This is a genomic window from Pseudoalteromonas sp. meg-B1 (assembly GCF_003173795.1).
GTDB classification, from domain to species: domain Bacteria; phylum Pseudomonadota; class Gammaproteobacteria; order Enterobacterales; family Alteromonadaceae; genus Pseudoalteromonas; species Pseudoalteromonas undina.
On record NZ_QGQU01000003.1, the window covers coordinates 438,109 to 461,655 of the forward strand.

General features: G+C 40.8%; 16 protein-coding genes and 2 pseudogenes. 8 read left to right on the plus strand and 10 right to left on the minus strand.

The window, feature by feature from the left end; all coding sequences use genetic code 11:
• Positions 1-56 precede the first annotated feature (56 nt).
• Positions 57-1,859: pseudogene (locus DK924_RS13810) on the minus strand (methyl-accepting chemotaxis protein); the annotation flags it as partial.
• Here DK924_RS13810 and DK924_RS13815 point away from each other — a divergent pair.
• A pseudogene (locus DK924_RS13815) lies at positions 1,857-2,786 on the plus strand (formimidoylglutamase); the annotation flags it as partial. The pseudogenes DK924_RS13810 and DK924_RS13815 sit on opposite strands and share 3 nt — an antisense overlap.
• A 7-nt stretch (positions 2,787-2,793) precedes the next feature.
• On the opposite strand, the gene DK924_RS13820 reads toward DK924_RS13815, so the two are convergent.
• Together DK924_RS13820 and hutI are read right to left on the minus strand one after the other, a co-directional pair.
• The gene (locus DK924_RS13820; protein WP_109875494.1) at positions 2,794-4,518 is read right to left on the minus strand and encodes a GGDEF domain-containing phosphodiesterase; all 1,725 of its coding nucleotides are present in this window, start codon (positions 4,516-4,518) and stop codon (positions 2,794-2,796) included.
• Positions 4,519-4,575: 57 nt separating this feature from the next.
• Positions 4,576-5,823, minus strand: coding sequence for an imidazolonepropionase (hutI, locus tag DK924_RS13825; RefSeq protein ID WP_109875462.1), 1,248 nt, complete (start codon positions 5,821-5,823; stop codon positions 4,576-4,578).
• Positions 5,824-5,933: 110 nt separating this feature from the next.
• On the opposite strand from hutI, the gene hutC reads away from it, so the two are divergent.
• From hutC to hutH, 3 genes are read left to right on the plus strand one after another with little or no spacing between them, the layout of a single operon-like run.
• Positions 5,934-6,662: a histidine utilization repressor gene (gene hutC, locus DK924_RS13830; RefSeq protein ID WP_010390397.1), complete on the plus strand. Its 729-nt coding sequence runs from the start codon at positions 5,934-5,936 to the stop codon at positions 6,660-6,662.
• An 18-nt stretch (positions 6,663-6,680) separates the two neighbouring features.
• Entirely contained in the window at positions 6,681-8,360 is a 1,680-nt protein-coding gene (gene hutU, locus DK924_RS13835) for a urocanate hydratase (protein ID WP_109875463.1), read from the plus strand.
• Positions 8,357-9,889 carry a histidine ammonia-lyase gene (gene hutH / locus DK924_RS13840; RefSeq protein ID WP_109875464.1) on the plus strand — a complete coding sequence of 511 codons (1,533 nt, stop codon included), beginning with the start codon at positions 8,357-8,359 and terminating at the stop codon, positions 9,887-9,889. The genes hutU and hutH overlap by 4 nt, the downstream gene beginning before the upstream one ends.
• Here hutH and DK924_RS13845 read toward each other — a convergent pair.
• On the minus strand, positions 9,886-10,656 hold the full coding sequence (locus DK924_RS13845; RefSeq protein WP_109875465.1) for an NADP-binding protein: 771 nt from the start codon (positions 10,654-10,656) through the stop codon (positions 9,886-9,888). The genes hutH and DK924_RS13845 overlap by 4 nt on opposite strands.
• A gap of 609 nt (positions 10,657-11,265) precedes the next feature.
• Here DK924_RS13845 and secA point away from each other — a divergent pair.
• Entirely contained in the window at positions 11,266-13,974 is a 2,709-nt protein-coding gene (gene secA, locus DK924_RS13850; protein WP_109875466.1) for a preprotein translocase subunit SecA, read from the plus strand.
• Between the two features lie 70 nt (positions 13,975-14,044).
• Positions 14,045-14,443 carry an 8-oxo-dGTP diphosphatase MutT gene (gene mutT / locus DK924_RS13855; RefSeq protein WP_075169495.1) on the plus strand — a complete coding sequence of 133 codons (399 nt, stop codon included), beginning with the start codon at positions 14,045-14,047 and terminating at the stop codon, positions 14,441-14,443.
• 108 nt (positions 14,444-14,551) lie between these two features.
• Here mutT and DK924_RS13860 read toward each other — a convergent pair whose 3' ends face one another.
• The 3 genes from DK924_RS13860 to pmbA all read right to left on the minus strand — a co-directional run bounded on the left by DK924_RS13860 (position 14,552) and on the right by pmbA (position 18,801).
• A complete protein-coding gene (locus tag DK924_RS13860) occupies positions 14,552-16,624 on the minus strand; it encodes a M13 family metallopeptidase (RefSeq protein WP_109875467.1) in 2,073 nt (690 codons plus the stop codon).
• A gap of 238 nt (positions 16,625-16,862) precedes the next feature.
• Positions 16,863-17,342, minus strand: a complete 480-nt coding sequence (locus DK924_RS13865; RefSeq protein ID WP_055012274.1) for a DUF721 domain-containing protein — start codon at positions 17,340-17,342, stop codon at positions 16,863-16,865.
• Positions 17,343-17,451: 109 nt separating this feature from the next.
• Entirely contained in the window at positions 17,452-18,801 is a 1,350-nt protein-coding gene (pmbA, locus tag DK924_RS13870) for a metalloprotease PmbA (protein WP_075169497.1), read from the minus strand.
• A 145-nt stretch (positions 18,802-18,946) separates the two neighbouring features.
• Here pmbA and yjgA point away from each other — a divergent pair, with 145 nt between their 5' ends.
• Together yjgA and hemN are read left to right on the plus strand one after the other, a co-directional pair.
• Positions 18,947-19,471, plus strand: coding sequence for a ribosome biogenesis factor YjgA (yjgA, locus tag DK924_RS13875; protein WP_109875468.1), 525 nt, complete (start codon positions 18,947-18,949; stop codon positions 19,469-19,471).
• A 116-nt stretch (positions 19,472-19,587) separates the two neighbouring features.
• On the plus strand, positions 19,588-20,961 hold the full coding sequence (gene hemN, locus DK924_RS13880) for an oxygen-independent coproporphyrinogen III oxidase (RefSeq protein ID WP_010390381.1): 1,374 nt from the start codon (positions 19,588-19,590) through the stop codon (positions 20,959-20,961).
• Between the two features lie 68 nt (positions 20,962-21,029).
• Here the strand turns inward: hemN and DK924_RS13885 are convergent, their stop codons facing one another.
• From DK924_RS13885 to DK924_RS13900, 3 genes are all read right to left on the minus strand, one after another.
• Positions 21,030-21,545 (minus strand): DUF2489 domain-containing protein, encoded by a 516-nt coding sequence (locus DK924_RS13885; RefSeq protein WP_109875469.1) that lies wholly within the window; start codon positions 21,543-21,545, stop codon positions 21,030-21,032.
• Positions 21,546-21,557: 12 nt separating this feature from the next.
• Positions 21,558-22,142, minus strand: coding sequence for a Der GTPase-activating protein YihI (yihI, locus tag DK924_RS13890; protein ID WP_109875470.1), 585 nt, complete (start codon positions 22,140-22,142; stop codon positions 21,558-21,560).
• A gap of 750 nt (positions 22,143-22,892) precedes the next feature.
• On the minus strand, positions 22,893-23,525 hold the full coding sequence (locus DK924_RS13900; protein ID WP_010390373.1) for a cytochrome c: 633 nt from the start codon (positions 23,523-23,525) through the stop codon (positions 22,893-22,895).
• Positions 23,526-23,547: the final 22 nt, after the last annotated feature.

Consider the following 23,547-nt stretch of genomic DNA (forward strand, 5'->3'; position numbering starts at 1 on the left):
TTCTGCTTAGTTAGTAAGAAAAAAGCGGCAATTAAGCCACTTTTTTCTATGGAAAGTTATACTTTATATTTTGAGATTGCTTGATGAAGCACCCTTGATTGCTCAGATACCTCTTCACTGGTTTGCGCATTAGTTTGTGAGTGAGCGGCAGCTCCTTCAGCAATATCTCGAATACGGACTACATTTTTATTAACCTCTGATGCTACCTGACTCTGTTCATCAATAGCAGTGGCTATATGTGTACTCATTTCCATAATCGTTTGCACATCAACAGTGATTGCTCCTAGCAATTCACCCGCTTTTGTTGCTTGTGTTGCACTCTCACCACCCTGAGTACGACACTGATGCATAATACTCACTACCTCTTGGGTACGCTGTTGTAAGGTGTTAATAATACCTTCAATTTCGCTAGTTGACTCTTGCGTGCGTTGTGCAAGTGAGCGCACCTCATCTGCAACAACCGCAAAACCACGACCTTGCTCACCCGCTCTTGCTGCTTCAATAGCCGCATTTAGAGCCAGTAAATTAGTTTGTTCTGCAATGGCACGAATTACATCAAGTACAGAGCCAATGGTTTCACCATCTTTTTCTAGCTGTGACACCACGCTAGAGGCCTTACCAAGCGAATCAGACAAAGCATTAATATGTTTAATGGTTGACTCTACTTCAACTTGACCTTGTTGAGCACTTACATTGGTTGATTCAGCTTTTTTAGCTGCAGCTTCTGTATTATGTGAAATATCTTGAATCGTTGCTTGCATTTCTGTGGCTGCCGTTGCCACCATGTCCGCTTCATGCAATTGCTCTTGCATGCCAGAACTAGTTGCTGAGGTTGTTTCAGATAAGTTACCCGTTGCTATATTAAGCGTTGTCAGAGCAGTATTTACTTCATAGATAAGATCTTTAAAGTCGCTAATCAAGCTATTAAAATCTATGGTCATCCTAGTGACTTCATCTTCTCCTTTGTGCTCTATGAATAAGCTTAAATCATTGTTTCGTCTTATCTTGTCAATAGTTTGATAAACTTTCTCAATAGGCTGAATTATTGAACGGCTAGTTAAATACACAAGGACCATAACAATAATACTGGCAGCTATAAATATGGCTATTGCTAATAATTGCGCCTGCTGAGCTGTCTCACTCACTTGCTTTTTAGTGGCCGTAGTAATGGCAGTAACCACATCATCACTTTTCTTAACACTAACTCTCATTTTCCCAAGAGCCCCCGAATCTAAATCAACCCCTAAGGCGACTTGTGCATCGACTAGTGCGGTAAATTTGCCTTGGTAATTAGTCATTAATGAGGTTAATTGATTGCGTATATTACTAGGTATTTCTGCGGTATTTATTTGTTGTTTTAACTCATCACCCAATTTATTAAATCGGTCTAAATATTTGGTATCTAAACGTAACATAAAGTCTTTTTCAGCACGGCGTAGCTGCAGCATAGTAGTAAGTAATTTATAATTATTTTGCTGGTTCAGCAGTGTTTCAATGTTGTGTACTGACTCACGCAATTCGCCATAGAGTGCATCTTTAGGGTGTAAACCTATCTTTCGCTGTAAATTAACAACAACTTGAAAGTCATCATAATACTGCTTTGCAAGCGCCTCAAATTGGTTAACCTGAGCAATGGCAATATCTAAATCGTTTGATAAAACAGATAGTTTCCCCAGTTTTAGCTGAAGCTGTTTATATTCATTGGTGAATAAATCTAAGCTATTTTCATCTTTATAAAATAAAAAGTCTTTTTCATATTTACGCATCGAAAGCTCATGTACATCAAGCTCTTCGGCGTATTGAATTGTTTCATTTAATTTAAGCATTACACGTGCTTCATAAATGATAATGCATAGCAAGCGCTTGCTGATGCCGTACAATTTGGTATGCGCTTTGTCTTACTCGGCATATGTGAAGACATTGGACCGAGAGCCAACCTAGGAAAAGGCGGTGCACAGTATGCTTGGCCTGCTTTTTTACAACGGTTTTTAAACCAACCTCACAATAATGCCATCGCTATGCAAAAAGTGTTACTGCTTGGCGAAGTTAACCTCGACGATTTAATGCAACAAGCCCAAACGCTTGATAATCATAATCCAAACGACTTAGCTCAATTGCGTAAGCTGTGCGCTGAAGTAGATGAGCGAGTTGAAGCAATTTTAGACATGGTTTTTAAAGCGGGCCTTGAACCTATTATTATTGGCGGCGGACACAATAACTGTTTGGGTATTATTCGCTCGCTTGCCAAACATAGCCACAGCGCAATTAACGCGATTAATTTAGATCCTCATGCCGACTTTCGTGAGTGTGAAGGTAGGCACAGTGGTAATGGGTTTAGCTACGCTTACCAAGAGCAGCTGCTCAAGAATTACCATGTTATTGGCTTACATGAGCTAAAAAACAATCAACCTATTTTTGATGCTATGCAGAGCGCTAACTTTAGCTACACAAGCTATCAAACAATTAATGTGAAGCGCGAAATAAACTTAACAGAAGCAACCACCCATGCACTCCAAAGGTTTGATAACGCACCGCTAGGGGTAGAAGTTGATTTAGATAGCTTAACCAATATGCCTGCAAGTGCCTTTAATTACTGTGGTTTTGATGTCAGCGATGGTGAGCATTATGTTTACTTAGCTGCAAATGATCCGCGCAGTGCTTATTTACACTTATGCGAAGCAGCACCTTCACAACACCCTCATTCTATAACTGCAGGTAAATTACAGTGTGGCCAAGTGATCAGTGCTTTAGTTAATACCTATTTACAAACAAAACTAAGCCTTTAAAACACACTTAAAGTTCTTGTGCTTCTAACCATTGCTTAAACCAACTCATTAATCCTAAACTGCTCAATGGGTGTCCAAAATAGTATCCCTGTGAAGCATAGGCTTTTAGACTTTTTACAAACTTTAGTTGATCGAGTGTTTCAACACCTTCAAAAATAACTTTCGTCTGTTGCTGGTTATGCATTTCAACCATGCCACCTACTAAACTACGTATATTATTTTGATTACTAAAGTCTGCAGTTAATGCTGGCGATACTTTAATATATTCCACCGCTAAACTAGGTAACTTAGAAAGTAATACAGGGTTATCACCTAAACCATCAACACACACTTTTAAACCTAAACTATTAAGTCTTGCAATCATGGCTCTGCCTTTATCATCTAAGCTAGTAAAAATATGTAGCGGACATTCTAAAATTAAATCACCAGGCCTGAGTTGATGCTCACCAATAACCCCATAAACAAAATCCACAAACTCTTCGTTGAGCATTTCCGGGCCAAATAAATTAACACTTAAAGGCACCCTCATTCCTTCCATACGAAGTGCCATGGCAAGCTCTCCAGCACGTTCAATAACAAAGGTAGCGAGTGAGTAACCAAGCCCTGCGATTCTAATATCATTGATAAATCGACTCGCCGACAAAGTCCCTTGAGTTGGATGCTGCCAACGTAATAGCAATTCTAAAAATTCGATTTGGCCATCACTATTTCGAATCACAGGTTGAAAAAACAGTTCAAACTCATCAGCAAAACTGATATTCGCCAGCTCAGTTAATCGCGCTTGCTGCTCTAAATGCTCAACCGTCATCTGCTGATGATAAGCCACTATTTGTTTATCAGGCCGGCTATCAAGTGCCAAGTAAGCATGACTAATTAACTCATCAAAGCTACTGCTTTGCAGCTCACAATGTACATAACTGGCTCTTACTTTTACTTCAATCGTACAATTAGCTACATTGAATGGCTTTAAAGTCGCGCCAATAATTTGCTTTATAAGCTGTTGATGTAAATGATTATGGCTTTGTAAATCACAAATAAATGCAAAGTTTAACCCACCCAAATGCGCTAACTTAGCCTGCTCGTCAAGATAAAACACTTCATCACTATTTAATAAGTCTTTTATTCTATTTGCCGACTGAGACAAGAGTAAATCACCAAAATCTCGGCCAATGTGTTGATTAACCTGCGCAAAGCCCTCCAATCTTAAAACAATAAGTGCAGCTCTGAATGAATCTTCATTAATAAGCTCATTATATTTTTGACGTAACTGTTGTTTATCTGGGAAGCTAGTTAAAGGTGAGTTTTCAACATACACCTCAGGGTCGGTTTGCGGCTTTAAGGGTGGAGCAATCTGTGGTGCATTATCCATTGAAAAGCTACTGCTACTGAGCAGTAAAATTGGAATAAGTAACCACGCTAAATGTAACGTAAAAAAGAGGTAACCAATAAATAATAAAGCAAGTAACCCTGTTGCACAGGCACTAACAAGTAATGGGAGTTTTTGCTTTAGTAAATTCGCTTGATATAAATGAAAACCAAACCCCAGAGCCAATAACACAACAAACCAAGGAATGGCAGTACTAACCATAGCTAAACCAATCAGCCCGGTGCATAAAAGGATGAGTCTTATTACGTTACTTTTAACGGTTAACAATACAGCAACCATTGCCATTAAAAGCGCACCACTTAAAAATATAGCTAAATTACTGTAGCTCAATAACGTTCCATCCATAGCTGAGGTACTCACTGACATTAAATAAAACATGGGTTTAAGAGTTAAGTCTTATAATTAGCTAAGTTTACCCAATATCCATAAATTTAACAGTTTATTTACTCCAAACTGATAACTTAATTGTGCTGGATGCTCAATTTTCCAATGTGCTATATCAGCGCGAGCACCTACTTTTAATACGCCTCTATCAGTAAAACCAAGAGCCTGAGCTCCGTGTGCAGTGACTCCCGTTAATGCTTGCTCTGGAGTAAAATTAAATAATGTACAAGCCATATTCATCATTAATTGCAAAGAACATAACGGTGATGTGCCGGGGTTAAAATCACTGGCAATTGCGATGGGAACCTTGTATTTATTCAACAGTTCAATCGGAGGGTATTTCGTTTCTTTTAAAAAATAAAAAGCACCGGGCAGTAATACCGCCACAGTACCTGCATTTGCCATAGCTTTAACACCGGCTTCATCAAGATATTCCAAATGATCGGCCGACAAACCATTGTATTGCGCCACCAGCGCAGCACCTTGTTGATTGGATAACTGCTCAGCATGACACTTAATTGCTAACCCCAGCTTTTTAGCCGCATCAAATACTCGCTGCGTTTGCGCATAACTAAAGCCAATATCCTCACAAAACACGTCAACCGCATCGACTAAATCATGTTCAACAAGTGTGTTGAGCATTTCATTACACACTAAATTTATATAATCATCACTGCGATTTTTAAACTCTAAAGGCAATGCATGCGCGCCTAAAAAGGTATTAATGACTTCAATAGGATGATGTTGATTTAAAAGCCTAGCGACTTCTAATATTTTTTTCTCATTTTCTATATCAAGCCCATACCCTGACTTAACTTCTACCGTAGTGACACCTTCAGCTAGCAGTGCATTTAAACGATCTTTTGCTGCTACAAATAATTGTTCGTGGTCAGCCTCTCGGGTTGCTTTAACTGTACTTGCAATCCCCCCCCCTTGCGCGGCAATTTGCTGATAACTTACCCCCTGTAAACGCTGCTCAAACTCCTGTGCACGAGAACCGGCAAACACTAAGTGAGTATGGCAATCCACTAAACCCGGGGTTAACCACTGTCCTTTGATACTTACTACCGGAGTGGCTAATACATCAAAGTCAGGCAACTCAGTTTGCTTACCTAACCATGCTATTTTGCCATTTTTAATTGCTAAAGCCGCATTTTCTATCGCTCCATAAGGCGCATCAATGTTGCTATCCATAGTGGCAATATTGGCATCGGTGAGTAATAAATCGATATCATTTAACTGTTCTGTGGATTCTGTAGCTTGCATAAGTCTCTCCGCGATAGTGTTCAAACGAGTTTAAAAACACATCTTGTATATACAAGATGATTATGCCATCTTACTAGGTATTGTTTATTTTTAATATACTAAAAATATTTATGCCAGCACCTAAGTTTACGCAAATAAAACAATTTATTGTGGACAAAATACGCAGTGGGCTTTGGCTTGAAAACCAACGTGTCCCTTCAGAAAATGAACTAGCAAAACAATTTACAGTAAGCAGAATGACCGCACGTCGGGCACTTAGCGAACTCACTGATGCGGGCATTTTAACCCGTAGCCAAGGCCTAGGAACGTTTGTAGCAAGCTTCAAGTCTCAGTCGTCATTACTTGAAATAAAAAACATCGCCAATGAAGTAAAAGAGCGAAACGGAAACTACAGCTGCACAGTGCAAGTATTAGAATCGATTAATGCCGTCGCGCCAATTGCAATTGCTTTAGGTGTAGAGGTAGATAGCGTGGTGTATCGCAGTGTCATTATTCATAATGAAAACGACAGTCCCTTGCAAGTAGAGGAGCGCTTTGTAAATCCGCCCCTTGCAAAAGATTATTTACAACAAGATTTTACCGCCCTTACCCCTCACGAATATCTCTCAACAGTTGCCCCTTTAACGCAAGCGAGGCATACGGTAGAGGCTATTACCCCAAACAGTGAAATGTGCCAATGGCTTAATTTATATAACGAAGAGCCCTGTTTACAAGTAATACGCCGTACTTGGTCGGTAAACGGAATTGTTAGTTTTGCACGACTTATATCGCCAGGCAGTAAGTATCGCTTGGGCGGACAATTAACATTTAAAAACAATAATAAAGCGCATAACACTTAAATTTAACAGGAGTGAATAATGGATCATCGACTGGACACACAACGCACAATTCGCGCACAGCATGGTAATCAAATATCTACTAAAAGCTGGCAAACCGAAGCAGCTAAACGCATGCTAATGAATAATTTAGACCCTGATGTTGCCGAGCACCCGCAAGCTTTGGTGGTGTATGGCGGGATTGGCCGTGCTGCCCGTGACTGGCCAAGCTACGACAAAATAATTGAGACGCTTGAGCGCCTTGACGATGACGAAACCCTATTAGTGCAATCAGGTAAACCGGTGGGGGTATTTAAAACTCATAGCAATGCACCGCGGGTATTAATTGCAAATTCTAACCTTGTTCCGCACTGGGCTAACTGGGAACATTTTAACGAGTTAGATAAAAAAGGCTTGATGATGTACGGCCAAATGACCGCTGGCTCTTGGATTTATATCGGTTCTCAAGGGATTGTTCAAGGCACTTACGAAACCTTTGTAGCTATGGCAAAACAACATTTTTCAGGCGATGCCAAAGGTAAGTGGGTGTTAACAGGTGGCCTCGGAGGAATGGGCGGTGCACAACCATTAGCAGCAACCATGGCAGGCTTTAGTGCCTTAGTAGTGGAATGTGATGAAAGCCGGATCGATTTTCGAATAAAAACAGGGTACGTCGATGTAAAAGCCACAGATCTTGAGCATGCATTAAAATTAATAACCGATGCCTGTGTCAAAGGTGAAGCGCTTTCTGTGGGTTTACTTGGTAACGCGGCTGATGTTTTTAGTACCTTAGTAAAAAGTGGTATTACTCCCGATATAGTCACCGATCAAACCTCAGCCCATGATCCGCTTAACGGCTACCTGCCACAAGGTTGGAGTATGGAGCATGCTGCAAAAATGCGAATCAATAATCCACAAGCAGTGGTCAAAGCAGCCAAACAATCAATGGCTGTTCAAGTAACAGCGATGTTGGCACTGCAAGATGCAGGCGCGGCAACGACTGATTACGGCAATAATATTCGTCAAATGGCGCTCGAAGAAGGCGTAACAAATGCATTTGATTTCCCTGGATTTGTACCTGCTTATATTCGTCCATTATTTTGTGAAGGTATTGGCCCATTTAGATGGGTAGCACTCTCAGGCGATCCCGAAGATATTTATAAAACAGACGCAAAAGTAAAAGAACTAATTCCTGATGATAAGCATTTGCATAACTGGCTTGATATGGCGCGTGAGCGAATTCAATTTCAAGGCTTACCTGCACGTATTTGTTGGGTTGGCTTAAAAGACCGAGCGCGTCTAGCGGTTGCCTTTAATGAAATGGTTAAAAACGGTGAGCTTAAAGCACCGGTAGTTATTGGCCGCGATCATCTTGACTCAGGCTCAGTAGCTAGTCCTAATCGTGAAACAGAGAGCATGCAAGATGGCTCCGATGCTGTCTCTGATTGGCCTTTATTAAATGCCCTGCTCAATACCGCAGGCGGTGCTACTTGGGTATCGCTTCATCATGGCGGTGGTGTAGGTATGGGCTTTAGCCAGCATTCAGGTGTGGTTATTGTTGCCGATGGTACCGATGAAGCAGAGCAACGCCTTGCAAGAGTGCTTTGGAATGATCCTGCTACCGGTGTGATGCGCCATGCCGATGCCGGTTATGACATTGCAAAAAATTGTGCACAACAACAAAACCTAGACCTACCTATGCTTAACAAGGATAAGTCATGATTTCATACACACTTACACCGGGTCAGCTTGAATTACATACCTTAAGAAAAATTAATCAATCGGCCGTAGATTTAACTTTGGCAACTGAGGCCGCTACACAAATAGCAGCCAGTGCCCAGACCGTTCAAGACGTAATAAACGAGCAGCGTACTGTATATGGTATTAATACCGGCTTTGGTTTATTAGCCAATACAAAAATAGCGAATGATGAGCTAGAACTATTACAACGCAGTATTGTGCTTTCACACGCTGCGGGCATTGGCGAGTTAATGGATGACAGCACGGTCAGATTAATGATCACCCTAAAAGTAAATTCTTTATCACGGGGTTATTCTGGTATTCGTCTAGCTGTCATTGAGTTTTTTATACAGCTACTTAAAAATGAAGTATACCCATGCGTGCCTAAAAAAGGCTCAGTGGGCGCATCGGGCGATTTAGCCCCCCTTGCTCATATGTGCCTGCCTTTATTAGGTGAAGGGAAAATGCGCTATCAAGGAGAGCTAATAAGCGCAGAACAGGGGTTAAAAATTGCAGGGCTTGAGCCACTGATATTAGCTGCGAAAGAAGGCTTAGCACTACTAAATGGCACACAGGCCTCTACTGCATTCGCACTGCAGGGCTTATTTAGAGCAGAAGATTTGTACGCACAAAGCTGTGTTATTGGCTCTATAAGTATTGAGGCCGCCATGGGCAGTCGCGCACCATTTGATGCTCGTATTCATGAGGTTCGTGGTCAAAAAGGGCAAATTGATACCGCGCACGTATTTAGAGAGCTATTAAGCACCCACTCACAAATTAGTGACTCACATATTAACTGTGAAAAAGTACAAGACCCATATTGCCTACGTTGCCAGCCTCAAGTACTTGGTGCATGTTTAACCCAAATACGTCAAGCCGCCGAGGTACTACTGTGTGAGTCAAACGGGGTAACCGATAACCCACTCGTTTTTGCCGATGTGGGAGATATTATTTCAGGCGGAAACTTTCATGCTGAGCCCGTTGCTATGGCCGCTGATAACCTTGCGATTGCCATTGCCGAAATTGGCGCCTTAGCTGAGCGACGTATTGCCCTACTGATTGACTCTAATTTATCAAAATTGCCGCCATTTTTAGTTGAAAACGGTGGGGTAAATTCAGGGTTTATGATTGCTCAAGTAACCGCAGCTGCGCTCGCCTCTGAGAACAAGTCACTAGCACACCCAGCTTCGGTAGACAGCTTACCGACCTCAGCTAATCAAGAAGACCATGTCTCTATGGCAACTTTTGCTGCTAGGCGCTTAGTTGATATGGCTAATAATACGCAAGGCGTGTTAGCCGTTGAGTGGCTAAGTGCTTCTCAAGGGCTAGAGTTTAGAAAGCCGCTACATGCGTGTGAACAGGTGGAGCATGCTAAGGCGCTGCTACGCCAACATGTTAGCTATTACGACAAAGACCGCTACTTTGCCCCCGATATTGAAGCGGCTAACAGACTACTAAGTGAAGGTAAGTTGTGCGACTTTATAAAAAATTCGCCCTTACCTTCTTATTAAATACCATACTGATAACTAAAACCCAGCGCTTCTATCGCTGAGCCAATAACTTTGCGCTCAGCGACTTCATCACTACTAAAACTGGGCATTTGTGTGCCATACAGCTCACACTTTTGTGCATAATAATCTGCTTTGCTCGGGTGCGCAGGGTTAACTACATTATAAATGCTTTGCCCTTGTGACCAATTGTTAAGTACCGCATAAATGGCATTGATCACATCTTGTTGATGCACCATGTTCACCACTTGCTGACTAGAGGTGTTGAGCTCCTTACCTGCCACAAAACGACCCGGCTCTCTGTTTGGCCCCAACAATCCGGCTAATCTTAGAACTTTACCTTGCTGTTCAAGTACTTGCTCTTCAGCATCATAGAGCTTTATTTGTCGCTCGTTAGTGCCAGATATATCGCTACTTTCACTATAAACTCCAGGCTCTTGATCATACACCCCAGTCGATGAGCACAATAAAAAACCTTTGCAATTAAGTTCAGTTGCCAGCTTTAACCCCTGCTCCAGCACTTGAGAATAATCACTTTCGCTGTCACGACTGCGCGGAGGTATAGCACACACCCAGTACGCGTTTTGTAAATCCACTTGGTGCTGCAGCTCGCCGTTTTGTAGAACAAACTGACGCTCAAAATCAAATTGATGAGTGTCACTACGATGAGTTCCTTGCACTTGCCAACCTTGTTTTTGTGCATCAATACATAAGGCTTGGCCAAGCCAACCAGCGCCAAGGACTACTAAGTTATCTTTGTTGGTTTGCACTTTATTACCCTTTTATTAAACTCAATCAACGTGTTATATAGCAATAAAAAAGATGACTAACTCTATGCTACTAAAAATAATATTAGCAAACGCTGGTTACAGAAGATATTAACATACACCTTTTTTACGATTAACAACCTCTTTAATGATAAAGCTTCCGTGCATACACATCTGCCGATAAACCGCATGACTTAAGTGACCTACCGAGATTAATTAATAAAATTATTGCTCAATTTAAGGATTAAAAAACGATAGCGACAAACAAGGCATTTAAGGGTGAAATTTAAGCGCTTTGCTCTTGTTTTTAATTTATTCAACACCATATCTTTAAAGCATTTCTAATCAACTTTAGCTACATAATGCTATTTTTATGAGCGAGATCTCATTTTTCTGTTTTAAATGAAGATCTTTTTATTGAGGTAGTTTGATGTTTAGCAGAGTCTGGTATAGTAGCGCAGGTAATAAACAGTGCTTTTTAAGCAGCTTAATACAAAATTGCTAATTAATGTGTCCTAAAGGTTAATTTAAAGAATACATTAATTATCAATTGTAAAAAAATGGGTTAGCCGATGCACGGCTAGCAAAAAAACACATTGTAACGGTTTTATCATGATATCTAATTTATTTACCAAGATTTTTGGTAGTCGCAATGACCGCACTATTAAAAACCTAAGAAAGACGGTCGCACTGATCAATGCACTTGAAACGCAACTAGAAGCGCTTTCAGATGAAGATTTAAAAGCTAAAACAGCTGAGTTTAGAGAACGTTACGATAACGGACAAAGCCTAAGCGATATTCTACCAGAAGCATTTGCTGTGGTACGTGAGGCGTCAAAGCGTGTAAACGGTATGCGTCACTTCGACGTGCAATTATTAGGTGGTATGGTTTTACAACAAGGCCGTATTGCAGAAATGCGTACTGGTGAAGGTAAAACCCTAACCGCGACACTTCCAGCATATTTAAATGGCTTAACAGGTAAAGGCGTTCATGTCATTACCGTAAATGACTACTTGGCTAAGCGTGATGCTGAAACCAACCGTCCACTATTTGAGTTTTTAGGCTTAACCGTTGGTTGTAATGTTCCGGGCATGATGCCACAACAGAAAAAACAAGCTTATGCAGCTGACATCACTTACGGTACCAATAACGAGTTTGGTTTTGACTACCTACGTGACAACATGGCATTTAGCATTGAAGAGCGCGTTCAACGCCCATTATTTTATGCCGTAGTGGATGAAGTGGATTCAATCCTAATTGATGAAGCGCGAACGCCGCTTATTATTTCAGGCCCAGCTGAAGACAGCTCAGAGCTTTACACTGAAATAAATACCATTGTTCCTTTACTTGAACTACAAGAAAAAGAAGATGAGGAAGGGATTGAAGGTGATGGCGATTTCACTATCGATGAAAAATCTAAGCAAGTTCACCTAACTGAGCGTGGGCAAATAAAAGTTGAAGAGCTACTTACAGAGCGCGGCTTAATTGAAGAAGGTGATTCACTGTACTCAGCAGCGAGCATCACGCTACTCAGTCACGTTTATGCAGCTCTTCGTGCGCACAAGCTTTACCAAAAAGATGTTGACTACGTTATTAAAGAAAACGAAGTTATCATTATTGATGAGCATACAGGTCGCTCTATGGAAGGACGCCGTTGGTCAGAAGGTTTACACCAAGCTGTAGAAGCAAAAGAAGGTGTGAAAATTCAAAACGAGAACCAAACGTTAGCTTCTATTACGTTCCAAAATTACTTCCGCTTGTACGAAACGCTAGCAGGTATGACAGGCACAGCCGATACAGAAGCGTTTGAGTTTCAGTCTATCTACGGTTTAGACACAGTTGTTATGCCAACCAATAAGCCAATGATCCGTGATGATCGCGCAGATTTGGTGTACCTAACGCAAGAAGAGAAGTACGAAGCCATTTTAGCAGACATTAAAGACTGTCAAGAACGTGGTCAGCCAGTACTTGTAGGTACTATCTCAATTGAAAGCTCTGAGTACTTGTCGCAGTTTTTACGCAAAGAAAAAATTAAGCACAACGTACTTAATGCTAAATTCCACGCACAAGAAGCAGACATTGTTTCTGATGCGGGCTTACCAGGCACAGTCACCATTGCAACCAACATGGCCGGTCGTGGTACCGATATTGTACTGGGTGGTAATTGGAATAGTGAAGTTGAAAAACTTGAAAACCCAACTGACGAACAAATTGCCGAAATTAAAGCCGCATGGAAGATTCGCCATGACGCAGTAATTGATGCCGGCGGTTTACACATTATTGGTACAGAGCGTCATGAATCACGTCGTATTGATAACCAATTACGTGGTCGTTCTGGCCGTCAAGGTGATGCCGGTTCAAGCCGTTTCTACCTATCGATGGATGATGCGTTAATGCGTATTTTTGCCGGTGAGCGCATGACCAACATGATGCGTAAACTAGGTATGCAACGTGGCGAAGCCATTGAACACCCATGGGTTAACCGCGCAATCGAAAACGCCCAGCGTAAAGTAGAAGCACGTAACTTTGATGTGCGTAAACAGCTACTTGAGTACGATGATGTAGCAAACGATCAACGTCGTGTTGTTTACTCTCAACGTAACGAATTGCTTGAAGAAGGTGATATTTCAGAAACGATTACCGCTATCCGTGGTGATGTGCTCGCGGGTGTAATTGATCAATACATTGCCCCACAAAGCTTAGCTGAAATGTGGGATGTCCCAGGGCTTGAAGAGCGCTTAAAGCAAGATTTCCTAATTGAGTTACCAATTACTCAGTGGTTAGCTGATGACAATAAACTGTACGAAGAAAAACTTCGTGAGCGTATTGAAGAAGCGGTTGAACAAGCTTACAAGCAAAAAGAAGAAATGGTCGGCGATTCTGTACTTCGTCAGTTTGAAAAAGCCATTATGCTTCAAAGTCTTGACCAACATTGGAAAGACCACCTTGCTGCAATGGATCACTTACGCCAAGGTATTCACTTACGTGGTTACGCACAAAAGAATCCTAAGCAAGAATACAAACGTGAGTCGTTTGAGTTATTCTCTGAAATGCTAGAAAACTTAAAAGTCGATGTGGTCGGTATTTTAAGTAAAGTGCAAGTTCGCGCTGAAGAAGATGTTGAAAAAGTAGAAGAGCAACACCGTAAAAGTGAAAATGCCCCTCGCGAATATCAACATGAAGAAGCAGAACACGTAGGTGGTGAAGCACCGCAAAGCGCTCAGGTTATGGCGCGTAGCGAGCCAAAAGTTGGCCGTAACGATCCATGTCCATGTGGTTCAGGTCAAAAATACAAACAATGTTGTGGTAAATTAAAATAACACCACTTTGTTACGTTAGATAAAAAGCGACGCTTGCGTCGCTTTTTTTATGCTATTTAAGGGAGAGGTAATGACTAAAGTAATCATCAATGTTGCTGTGGGTGTAATTAAAAAAAATAACAATTTGTTTATTTGTAAACGTGCAGATGAGCAACATCAAGGTGGGTTATGGGAGTTTCCTGGTGGCAAAGTTGAAGCCGGAGAAAGTGTGTTTCAAGCCCTAAAACGTGAACTGCTAGAAGAAGTAGGGCTGACTATTCATAGTTCAAGCGAACTTATCACTATAGAGCATGACTATGGCGATAAATGCGTACGACTTAATGTGCATGTGGTCAGTAACTTTAACGGTCAAGCTCATGGCGCTGAAGGACAACCAAGCGAATGGGTCAGCATAGACGAACTTGATAACTATGATTTTCCTGCTGCTAATGTTGAGATAATCAGCGCCATAAAAACGAAATATAGCTAGTTTCATCATCAGGTATATAAGTAACTAAAAAGCCAGTGAGCATGATGCTCAATGGCTTTTTATTTTGCGATTAATGGCTCTAACCGCTTAAGCTAATTTTAGCTCAAATTACCAAATTTTTACGCGATCTTCAGGCTTGATATACATTTTATCGCCCTCTTTAACATCAAACGCTTGGTAAAATTCTGGCATGTTCGACAAAATACCAATTACGCGATAATGACTCGGTGAATGTGAATCGGTCATTAAACGATTACGTAGCGCCTCATCACGGTATTTACGACGCCAAATTTGCGACCAGCCCATAAAGAAGCGTTGGTCGCCCGTATAGCCTTCAATAATGGGCGCTTTCGAATCACCCAGCGATAGCTGATACGCTTTATAAGCGACGGTTAAGCCGCCTAAATCACCAATGTTTTCACCCAGTGTCAGCTCACCATTAACGCTGGCATCTTCAAACGGTTTATATTGATTATACTGTGCAACTAGGGCAGCACTTCGCTGTTCAAACTGCTTAAGGTCTGACTCGCTCCACCAATTACGTAAATTGCCATCACCGTCGTATTTTGCCCCTTGGTCGTCAAAGCCATGGCCTAACTCATGGCCAATAACCGCACCAATAGCACCATAGTTAACAGCATCATCCGCTTCTAAATTAAAGAAAGGAGGCTGCAGAATCGCCGCAGGGAATACTATTTCGTTATTCACTGGATTGTAGTAAGCATTCACTGTTTGTGGCGTCATATGCCACTCAGATCGATCAACTGGCTTACCTAATTTAGCAATCATATCTGCATAAGCCCATTCACTGTAGCGAATATAGTTACCTACCAGTTCATCAGGGTTAATCGCTAAATCTGAGTAATCTTTCCATTTATCTGGGTAACCAATTTTAGGGGTAAACTTATTGAGTTTTTCTTGCGCCGCCACTTTTGTTTCAGGGCTCATCCACTCAAGGTTTTCAATTGCCACTGAATAGCCTTTAATTACGTTATCAACTAACTCTTCCATACGTGCTTTTGCTTCTGGCGGGAAGTTTTCTTTAACGTAGACTTTACCTAAAATTTCACCCAGTACACTGTTTGATGCATCAACGGCTTGCTTCCAAAGTGGTGCTTGCTCTTCAACACCACGCAACGTGGTGCTGTAAAAATTAAACTTCAAATCCACTAAATCTTTATTAAGTAGCTGCGCGTAATTACTAACAAAATGGAATTTTAAATAGTTTTGCCAAACAGCTAAGTCAGTATTGTTGAAAATCTCTGCAAATTTTTCAAAGTAACTTGGTTGGCGCACAATTAACTCTTGAGCATCAACGCCAACTGCTTCGAAATAGGCATTTAAATCAAACTCACCCATTAGCTCGTTAGCGGCAGCAACACTCATTTTATTATAAGATTTTGTTGCATCACGACTTTGTACTCGGCTCCACTGTGCATCAGCAAGTGTCGTTTCAAGTGCTAATATTGCTTTGGCTGCATCAGCGGCATTATTAACGCCAGCTTTAGCTAAAATATCGGTGATATACGTTTGATAAGCCGCGCGAATTTTTGTGAATTTTTCATCATCTTTTAAATAGTAGTCGCGGTCAGGTAAACCAAGTCCCGCTTGATAGGCATAAAGCGCATTTTCACTTGAGTTTTTAGCGTCATTATTAACATACCAGCCAAAAGGAAGATCGCCACCTTTAACTTGTAGCTGTGCCATCAGTGTGACCAACGCGGCTTTATCTTTCACTGTATCAATGCTTTTAATAGCTGGCTCAAGTGGCAAAATACCTAACTCTTCACGAGCATTTTCAGCCATATAGCTAGAATAAAATGCACCAATCTTATATTCATCTGAACCTGGTTTTGCACTACTATTAGCACTGGCGTTTTCAAGCACTGTTTTCATTGCTTTTTGCGATTCATCATATAACTGTGAGAACGACCCATAGTTAGACTTGTCACCTGGAATCTCAGTTTTTGCTAACCATTGACCATTAACATGGTAATAAAAATCATCCTGTGCACGAACACTTTTATCCATATTTTGTAAATCAACACCTAGCGCACCAGGAGCCGCCACCGGTGCAGTTACTGTGGTTGATTCTGCTTTCATTTGTTGTGGCTGTTCGCCGCAGCCAACCAAACCTAACGCCAATGCAATACTGGCGGCAGTCATTGTTATTTTTTTCATAAGAATTCCGTATATTAATTAGAATAAATACGCATTTCATTAAGATTTGATAACTCAAAAAAACAACAATAGGATGCAGTCTATTACCTGCTTAATGAAATACGCATCAGCTACAACCTAATTTAGGAAGCACTAGCTAAGCATAATAAACCTGATTTAAATAACAATAAAATCGAATATGTAACAAAGTATTTTGCGTTTGTTCAAAGCGTGAAAAAGAGCCTAGTGTGAGGGCTAGCTAGGGCTTACTTTTGCCATGTAAAGCTAAGCGCTGCAGCTTTTCTTTTAATGAAGGAGGAGCAGAATCGGCGATCGCATTCAAATAATCAGCCGTTTGCTCACTCATTTTAAGAGAGTTAGTCGCTTGGCTATCTGTCGCTTTAGAACGATTACTTAATCGTTGGGTTGCTTGTGGATTGGCGGTAATTTTTATTTGCCCAAGCTCTGCCATACCTGCGGCTCTAAAATGAGACTGCATATCCATTTTTAAATAATTAAGCCTAAGAGCAATAGGAGCTGAAACAGCTTCTATCATCAGTGTGCCGTCACGATAATTACTTACTCGACATTTATCGCCTAGCTTAGGCCCTAAAAAATCGCGTAACAGCTGTTGCTGTGTATCCAATGCTTGGCTTTTTCCCGCATAGGCTGCTAAACGGTTGTTTAGCCCGGCCATGATGTCGGTTAATGGTTTTGGCGCATATCTATCTTTAGCCATATCACACCTTAAAAACCTCAAAGGAAAGTTTGCTTAAATTAAGCTTAATTTAAGCAAACAAAGTGGGTGTATACCAATTCGCTGAATTAAGTATTATTGTGGATGGGTATTAAGCACCCGCAATTTGCATTTGCTCAATCAGCACTGAGCCCGTTTGAATACCACCACGTCGCTCTATATCGCCACCAATAGCTGAAATACCTTTAAACATATCTCTTAAGTTACCAGCAATAGTTATTTCACTTACTGGGTACTGTATTTCACCATTTTCAACCCAAAAACCAGCTGCACCACGAGAGTAGTCACCAGTCACGGTATTTACACCCTGCCCCATAAGTTCAGTGACTAACAAACCCGTGCCCATGGTTTTCAATAGTGTAGCTAAGTCCTGATGGGTTTGCTCAACCAACCAGTTATGAATACCACCGGCATGGCCTGTTGGCGTCATATTCATTTTACGCGCTGCGTAGCTCGCTAATAAATATGTTTGCAATTCACCACCGTGTATTATTTCTCTGTCTAGAGTTTTAACCCCTTCGCTATCAAAAGGTGATGATGCTAACCCTTTTAGTAAGTGTGGGCGCTCTGAAATATTAACGGTTTTGCTGAACACTTGTGTACCTAAGCTATCCAGTAAAAAACTGGATTTACGATACAGTGCGCCACCGCCGATTGCAGACACTAAATGGCCAAACAATGAGTTAGCAATATCGGCTCTAAAAATAACCGGCACTTTCATGGTACCTAGTTTTTGACTGTTTAGTTTAGCTAGGGTTTCTGCAGCGGCTTCAAGCCCAACACTAGCAGCATCTTTTAGCCCTGCTTGATCGCGGGAAATTGTGTAGGCTGAGTCGCGCTGCATATGCTCGCCCTCTTTGCCTATTACCATAGTGCTTATGCTATGGCGTGTTCTTGGGTAGCCTGCAATTAAACCATGACTATTGCCATACACTCGCAGCCCTTGGTGTGAAGAAAAGCTAGCACCATCAGAATTCACAATTCGCTCATCCGCATTTAATGCGGCTTGCTCAGCAGCATGACATAAATCAATTCCTTGCTCAGGGCTTACATCCCAAGGATGAAATAAATCTAAATCTTTAGGCGAAAACTCAAGTAATTCTTTATCAGCAATACCATTGCACGGATCATCTGAGGTGAATTTAGCAATATCTATGGCTTTTTCGACCACAGTTCGCAATGTTTTTGGATTTAAATCAGCCGTAGAGGCGGAGCCTTTGTTATTACCAACATACACGCTAATGCCTAAACCACCGTCTTGATTAAACTCAATGGTTTCTACCTCGCCCATGCGCGTACTTACCGACAGCCCTGATGTGCTCGACATAGCAGCTTCTGCAGCGGTAGCGCCTAACTTTTTAGCATGTTCGAGTACTTCAGAAACGGCATCTTTTACTTGAGAAATTTGCGAATATATTGGATCTTGGTGTTGGCTTTTCATAAATTCTGTCCTGAGCCCTGAAGGCCATGTTGCACACATTTTTTATATTTAAATGCTAACACACTCACTGCACCACATCAGCTAATATTAATCACTAAAAGAATCGCGTATAATAGATAAAGTTATTTTTACTTAAGAGCACCCCATGGCGAAGAAAAAAGGCAAGCCTGCTGAAATTGAAGAAGAAATTATATATGTATCAAAAAGTGAACTTAAGCGCGAAGCGCAAGAGTTTCATCAGTTAGGGTCTGAAATTGCCAAAATGGGTAAAAAGCAGCGCGAACGCTTACCGCTTAATGATGACTTAAAAGAAGCAATGGTTGTTGCCGATAAAATTAGTAATAAAAGTGATGCATACCGCCGCCACTTAAATTACATAGCAAAAACCCTTCGTATAGTAGAAAACATTGAAGAAATTAAAGCGATCATTGATGTAATGCTTAATAAAAATAACCAAGCAGAGGTTATGATCAAAAAGATTGAGCAGCTGCGCAGTGATTTAATTGAGCAAGGCGATGACTTAATCAACGAAACAATTGAACAATACCCAGCTCTTGAGCGCCAAAAAATGCGCCAACTGGTGCGTAATGCGGCCAAAGAAGTAAAAGCAGAAAAGCCTGCGAGAGGCTACAAAGAGCTATTTCAGTATTTAAAAGACGCCATAATGTAACGCAGCCACGTTACATACTAAAAAGGTGCTACGGCACCTTTTTTTGTTGTAGATCAAACCCCCTTCCCCTTTCCTTTTTTACAATACGCAGCAACTTAAAAGATAAGGTGCGCGTGATGATTAAACTTCCTCAATGGGATCAAACTTTAATAAACAAATACAATGTATCGGGTCCGCGTTACACGTCTTACCCGACTGCACTTTCGTTAGCTGACGGCTATCAGCAACAAGATTTGATTAGCGCTATTGAATCATCGCAAACCCGTGCTTTGTCTTTATATATTCACATTCCTTTTTGTAGCCAGCTTTGCTATTACTGTGGCTGTAATAAAGTTATTACTCGCCATCAATCTAAAGCTGATACCTACCTAGATTTTTTAGCTAAAGAAATCGTGGCACAAGCGCCGCTATTTCAAGACTATCGGGTTGAGCAATTACATTTAGGAGGCGGTACTCCAACCTTTTTGACCGCAGCCCAAATGACTCGCTTAGTAAAGCTACTAGAGCAACACTTTAACTTTAGCGATACCTGTGAGCGCGGTATAGAAATAGACCCTCGCTCACTGGCTGACAATATGCTGATTGACTTAAGCGAGATGGGATTTAATCGTGTGTCATTTGGTATTCAAGATTTTAATGATCAAGTTCAGCTAGCTGTTAACCGCCCTCAACATGTTGATGAGGTAAAGCAGTTAATTACCCAAGCAAAACAATTAGGCTTTAAATCAATTAATGCAGATATGATTTATGGCCTGCCTCTACAAACACCTGAGAGTTTTAAGCAAACTATTGAGCAACTGATTGCTTTAGACCCCGACCGTGTTTCAGTATTTAACTACGCTCATTTACCTGATCGTTTTGCCGCTCAACGTAAAATAAAAGATGCTGATTTACCCAGTGCCCATAATAAGCTCACTATGTTCAAAAATACCCTAGAGCAAATGACACAGGCGGGCTATCAATTTATAGGTATGGATCACTTTGCAAAAGTTGATAATGAATTGGCTATTGCTCAAAATAGCGGCCAACTTCATCGTAACTTTCAAGGTTACACTACCCATGGAGAATGTGATTTACTAGGCTTAGGGGTCTCGTCAATATCGCAAATAGGCACAGCCATACTACAAAATAAAAAAGAGCTAAAACACTATTACCAAACAATCGATGAGCAAGCAGGCAGTGCCATTAATAAAGGCATGCATTTAACCCAAGATGACCTTATTCGAGCGGATGCAATTAAACAACTTATTTGCCAGTTTGAGCTTGATATGAGCGTATTCGCGAACAGACATAAAATCAGCTTTAATGACTACTTTAAAGATGCCTTAGAGGCACTCGCACCATTAATTGCCGATGAAATGGTAACAATAGAAAACAACCTAATTAGCGTAACACCAAAAGGGAATTTATTTATTCGTATTATTTGTATGTGCTTTGATGCGCACTTACAAAAACAAATAAATGCCACTCGCTTCTCACGGGTTATATAATTTAAAAAATAGCGCGCATAAAAAAAGCAGACCTAGGTCTGCTTTTTTTATGCTGTAAAATTTAAGTGCTAGTTAAAAACCACGTTTTCGCTGCCTTGGGCTGCTTTAAACTCAACAATAATTTTTTTACAGTCAGCTTCAATTTCATCACTCAGTGATTCTTCTGCGCGCCAGCGTGCGGTATCTTGCTTAAAAATTTCTTTTTTAGCGTACTTTTTGCGCGAATCGTGAGTTGGCATTTCTTTTACCACGTCGTACATTTTATAAATGCCTGGGTATGTAGTTGTTAAGTCACGCTCAGTATCAAAACTATATTGCGACATCAGCACCCAAATACGTAAACAGCCCTCAGAGTAATCACATTGCTTTTCATTCATCGCACGTGCAATTAAATGAATACTATCGGCTAGCTTTGCATTACGTTTTAAACGCGACTGCTTAAGTTTTTGCTGTTGCTCTGCCTGTTGTTTGCTAATTAGCTTTTTTTGCACATTTAGCTTGTAGAGCAACTGACCCGCATAAAATGCCAAGCCCGCTATAATAGCAGCACCTACAACTAAGGCTAAGATCACTGCTGTACTCATTGCGTATCCTTATTACTTATCTTCGTCGTCATCTAGCCATTCATTAGCTAGGTCGTTTGATAGGTATTGATCAAAATCTGAATTACTTTCTTCATCACTGAAGTCATCTTCAAATTCTTCTTCATCTTCAATGCCTAATAACTTACACAGCACTTGGTGACGCGCTATACGGCTATTAAAGTATTTAGCATCTTTACCCGTTAGCATTTCACCTTGCTCATGACGCTCAACTAATTTAAGCAAGCGCTCATCATTTTCAAGCGCCTCTAATTCTTGCTCAGGCGTTAACTCAGGCTCAATCGCCTTTTTAAGCTCTGCTACAGGCTTAAGGTTACGTTTCATTTCGACTTTTGGTTCAGCGGCTGGAGCAACTAATGGTACTGCTTTTTTACTACCAACACGTTTGTCTTTAACAGCCGAACCTGTTTTTTGAGTGTCATTACTCAATGCATCAGGTGCATTACGTGAACCAGGCTTAGCGCCTTTGGTTTTCTTTACACGTTGCTCTTTCAATGCACGCATTTCTTTAAGCTTATCTTGGCTTAAACGAACGGGTCCATTTGATGGAATTTTACGTGACTTTTTCTTTCTACTCATATCTTGATCGTCTCACTTAAGAGGTTTTGAGCGAGGCGCAACTCAATGGGCATCGCGATGCTGGCCTAGCCAGAAGAATTCGGTTTGCGTTTTAGAGGTTGGGTTTCTCTATATATACGCCAAAGCATATTTAGATGCTTTTTTTAAACGGGGGGTATTGTAACAGGACAAATAAAAAGGCGGTAGAGAAAACATCTCTACCGCCTGCTAATCTGAGCGCCATTATATGGACACTTCTCCCTTCGACTTTTTAGTCTTTATTATTTTTATTATTATTTCTTTATCCGTATTATTATTATTTATCTTCCGTGTAGCATTCCATTTTGTTTTTATTATTAAACTTCCATGAGTTTTTATTATTTTCGGTCTTTCCTGACACTTTTTTGTTATTTCCTTTAGTAGCACTCTCAATGTGCTATTCAGTCGTGCCGCGCTACGATCCTTATAACGTTTTCCTATTTGTTATTATTGTTGCGACAGGGGTTAATTTACTCGTTAATAATTTTGTTACAACTAATTTATATCTTTTTTCTTATGTAAAACATAACAAAAGACGTTAAAAATCATAAATTACAATAAGTTAAATCTAAAAACAAAAATAAAATGAGACTTTTCTTACAATAGAGTATGGTCAATGTCTTACAAGTAAAGGGGCTTTATCGGTCATTGCAGAAACAAAAAAAGCAGCCAAGGCTGCTTTTTGTCTACTTAACATTGTATTATGTTAACAATATCTAAATAAATACGACTTTAGTGTAGGCCGCCAAGGTATTTAGATAATGTTTCAATGTCTTTATCAGTTAATTTCTGAGCAATATCTTGCATAACACCATTTAGGTCGTTATTACGAGTGCCATCTCTGAACTGTTCAAGTTGTGACTTGATGTATTCTGGATGTTGAAAAGAAATTTTTGGGAATTTAGCTAATGAAGAGCCATTACCACGTGGACCATGACAAGCCGCACATGATGGAATTCCGCGTTCAGCGTCACCCGCTTTGTACAACATAGCGCCTGTTTCTTGAACATCTTTAGGTGTAGCACCTTCAGACATATTCAAAGAAGCAAAATAAGCAGATAAGTCTTTCATATCTTGATCGCTCAATGGCATTGCCATACCGCTCATTACTGGATTCATTCGACCTTCTTTACCGCCCGAAGTCATACCTAATTTAAATTCAGTAAGTTGCTTATATATGTAATCTGCGTGTTGGCCTGCAATTTTTGGGTAGATGTTAACCGGCGCATTACCGTCTGGGCCGTGACAAGCCGCACACGTTGCTGATTTTTCTTTACCTGCGTTTACATCGCCATCAAATGCTGTTGCGTTGCTTGCTGACAACGCACCAAGCAATATAGTTAAAGATAGTGCTATTTTTTTCATGGTGAATTCTCTGTTTCCGACC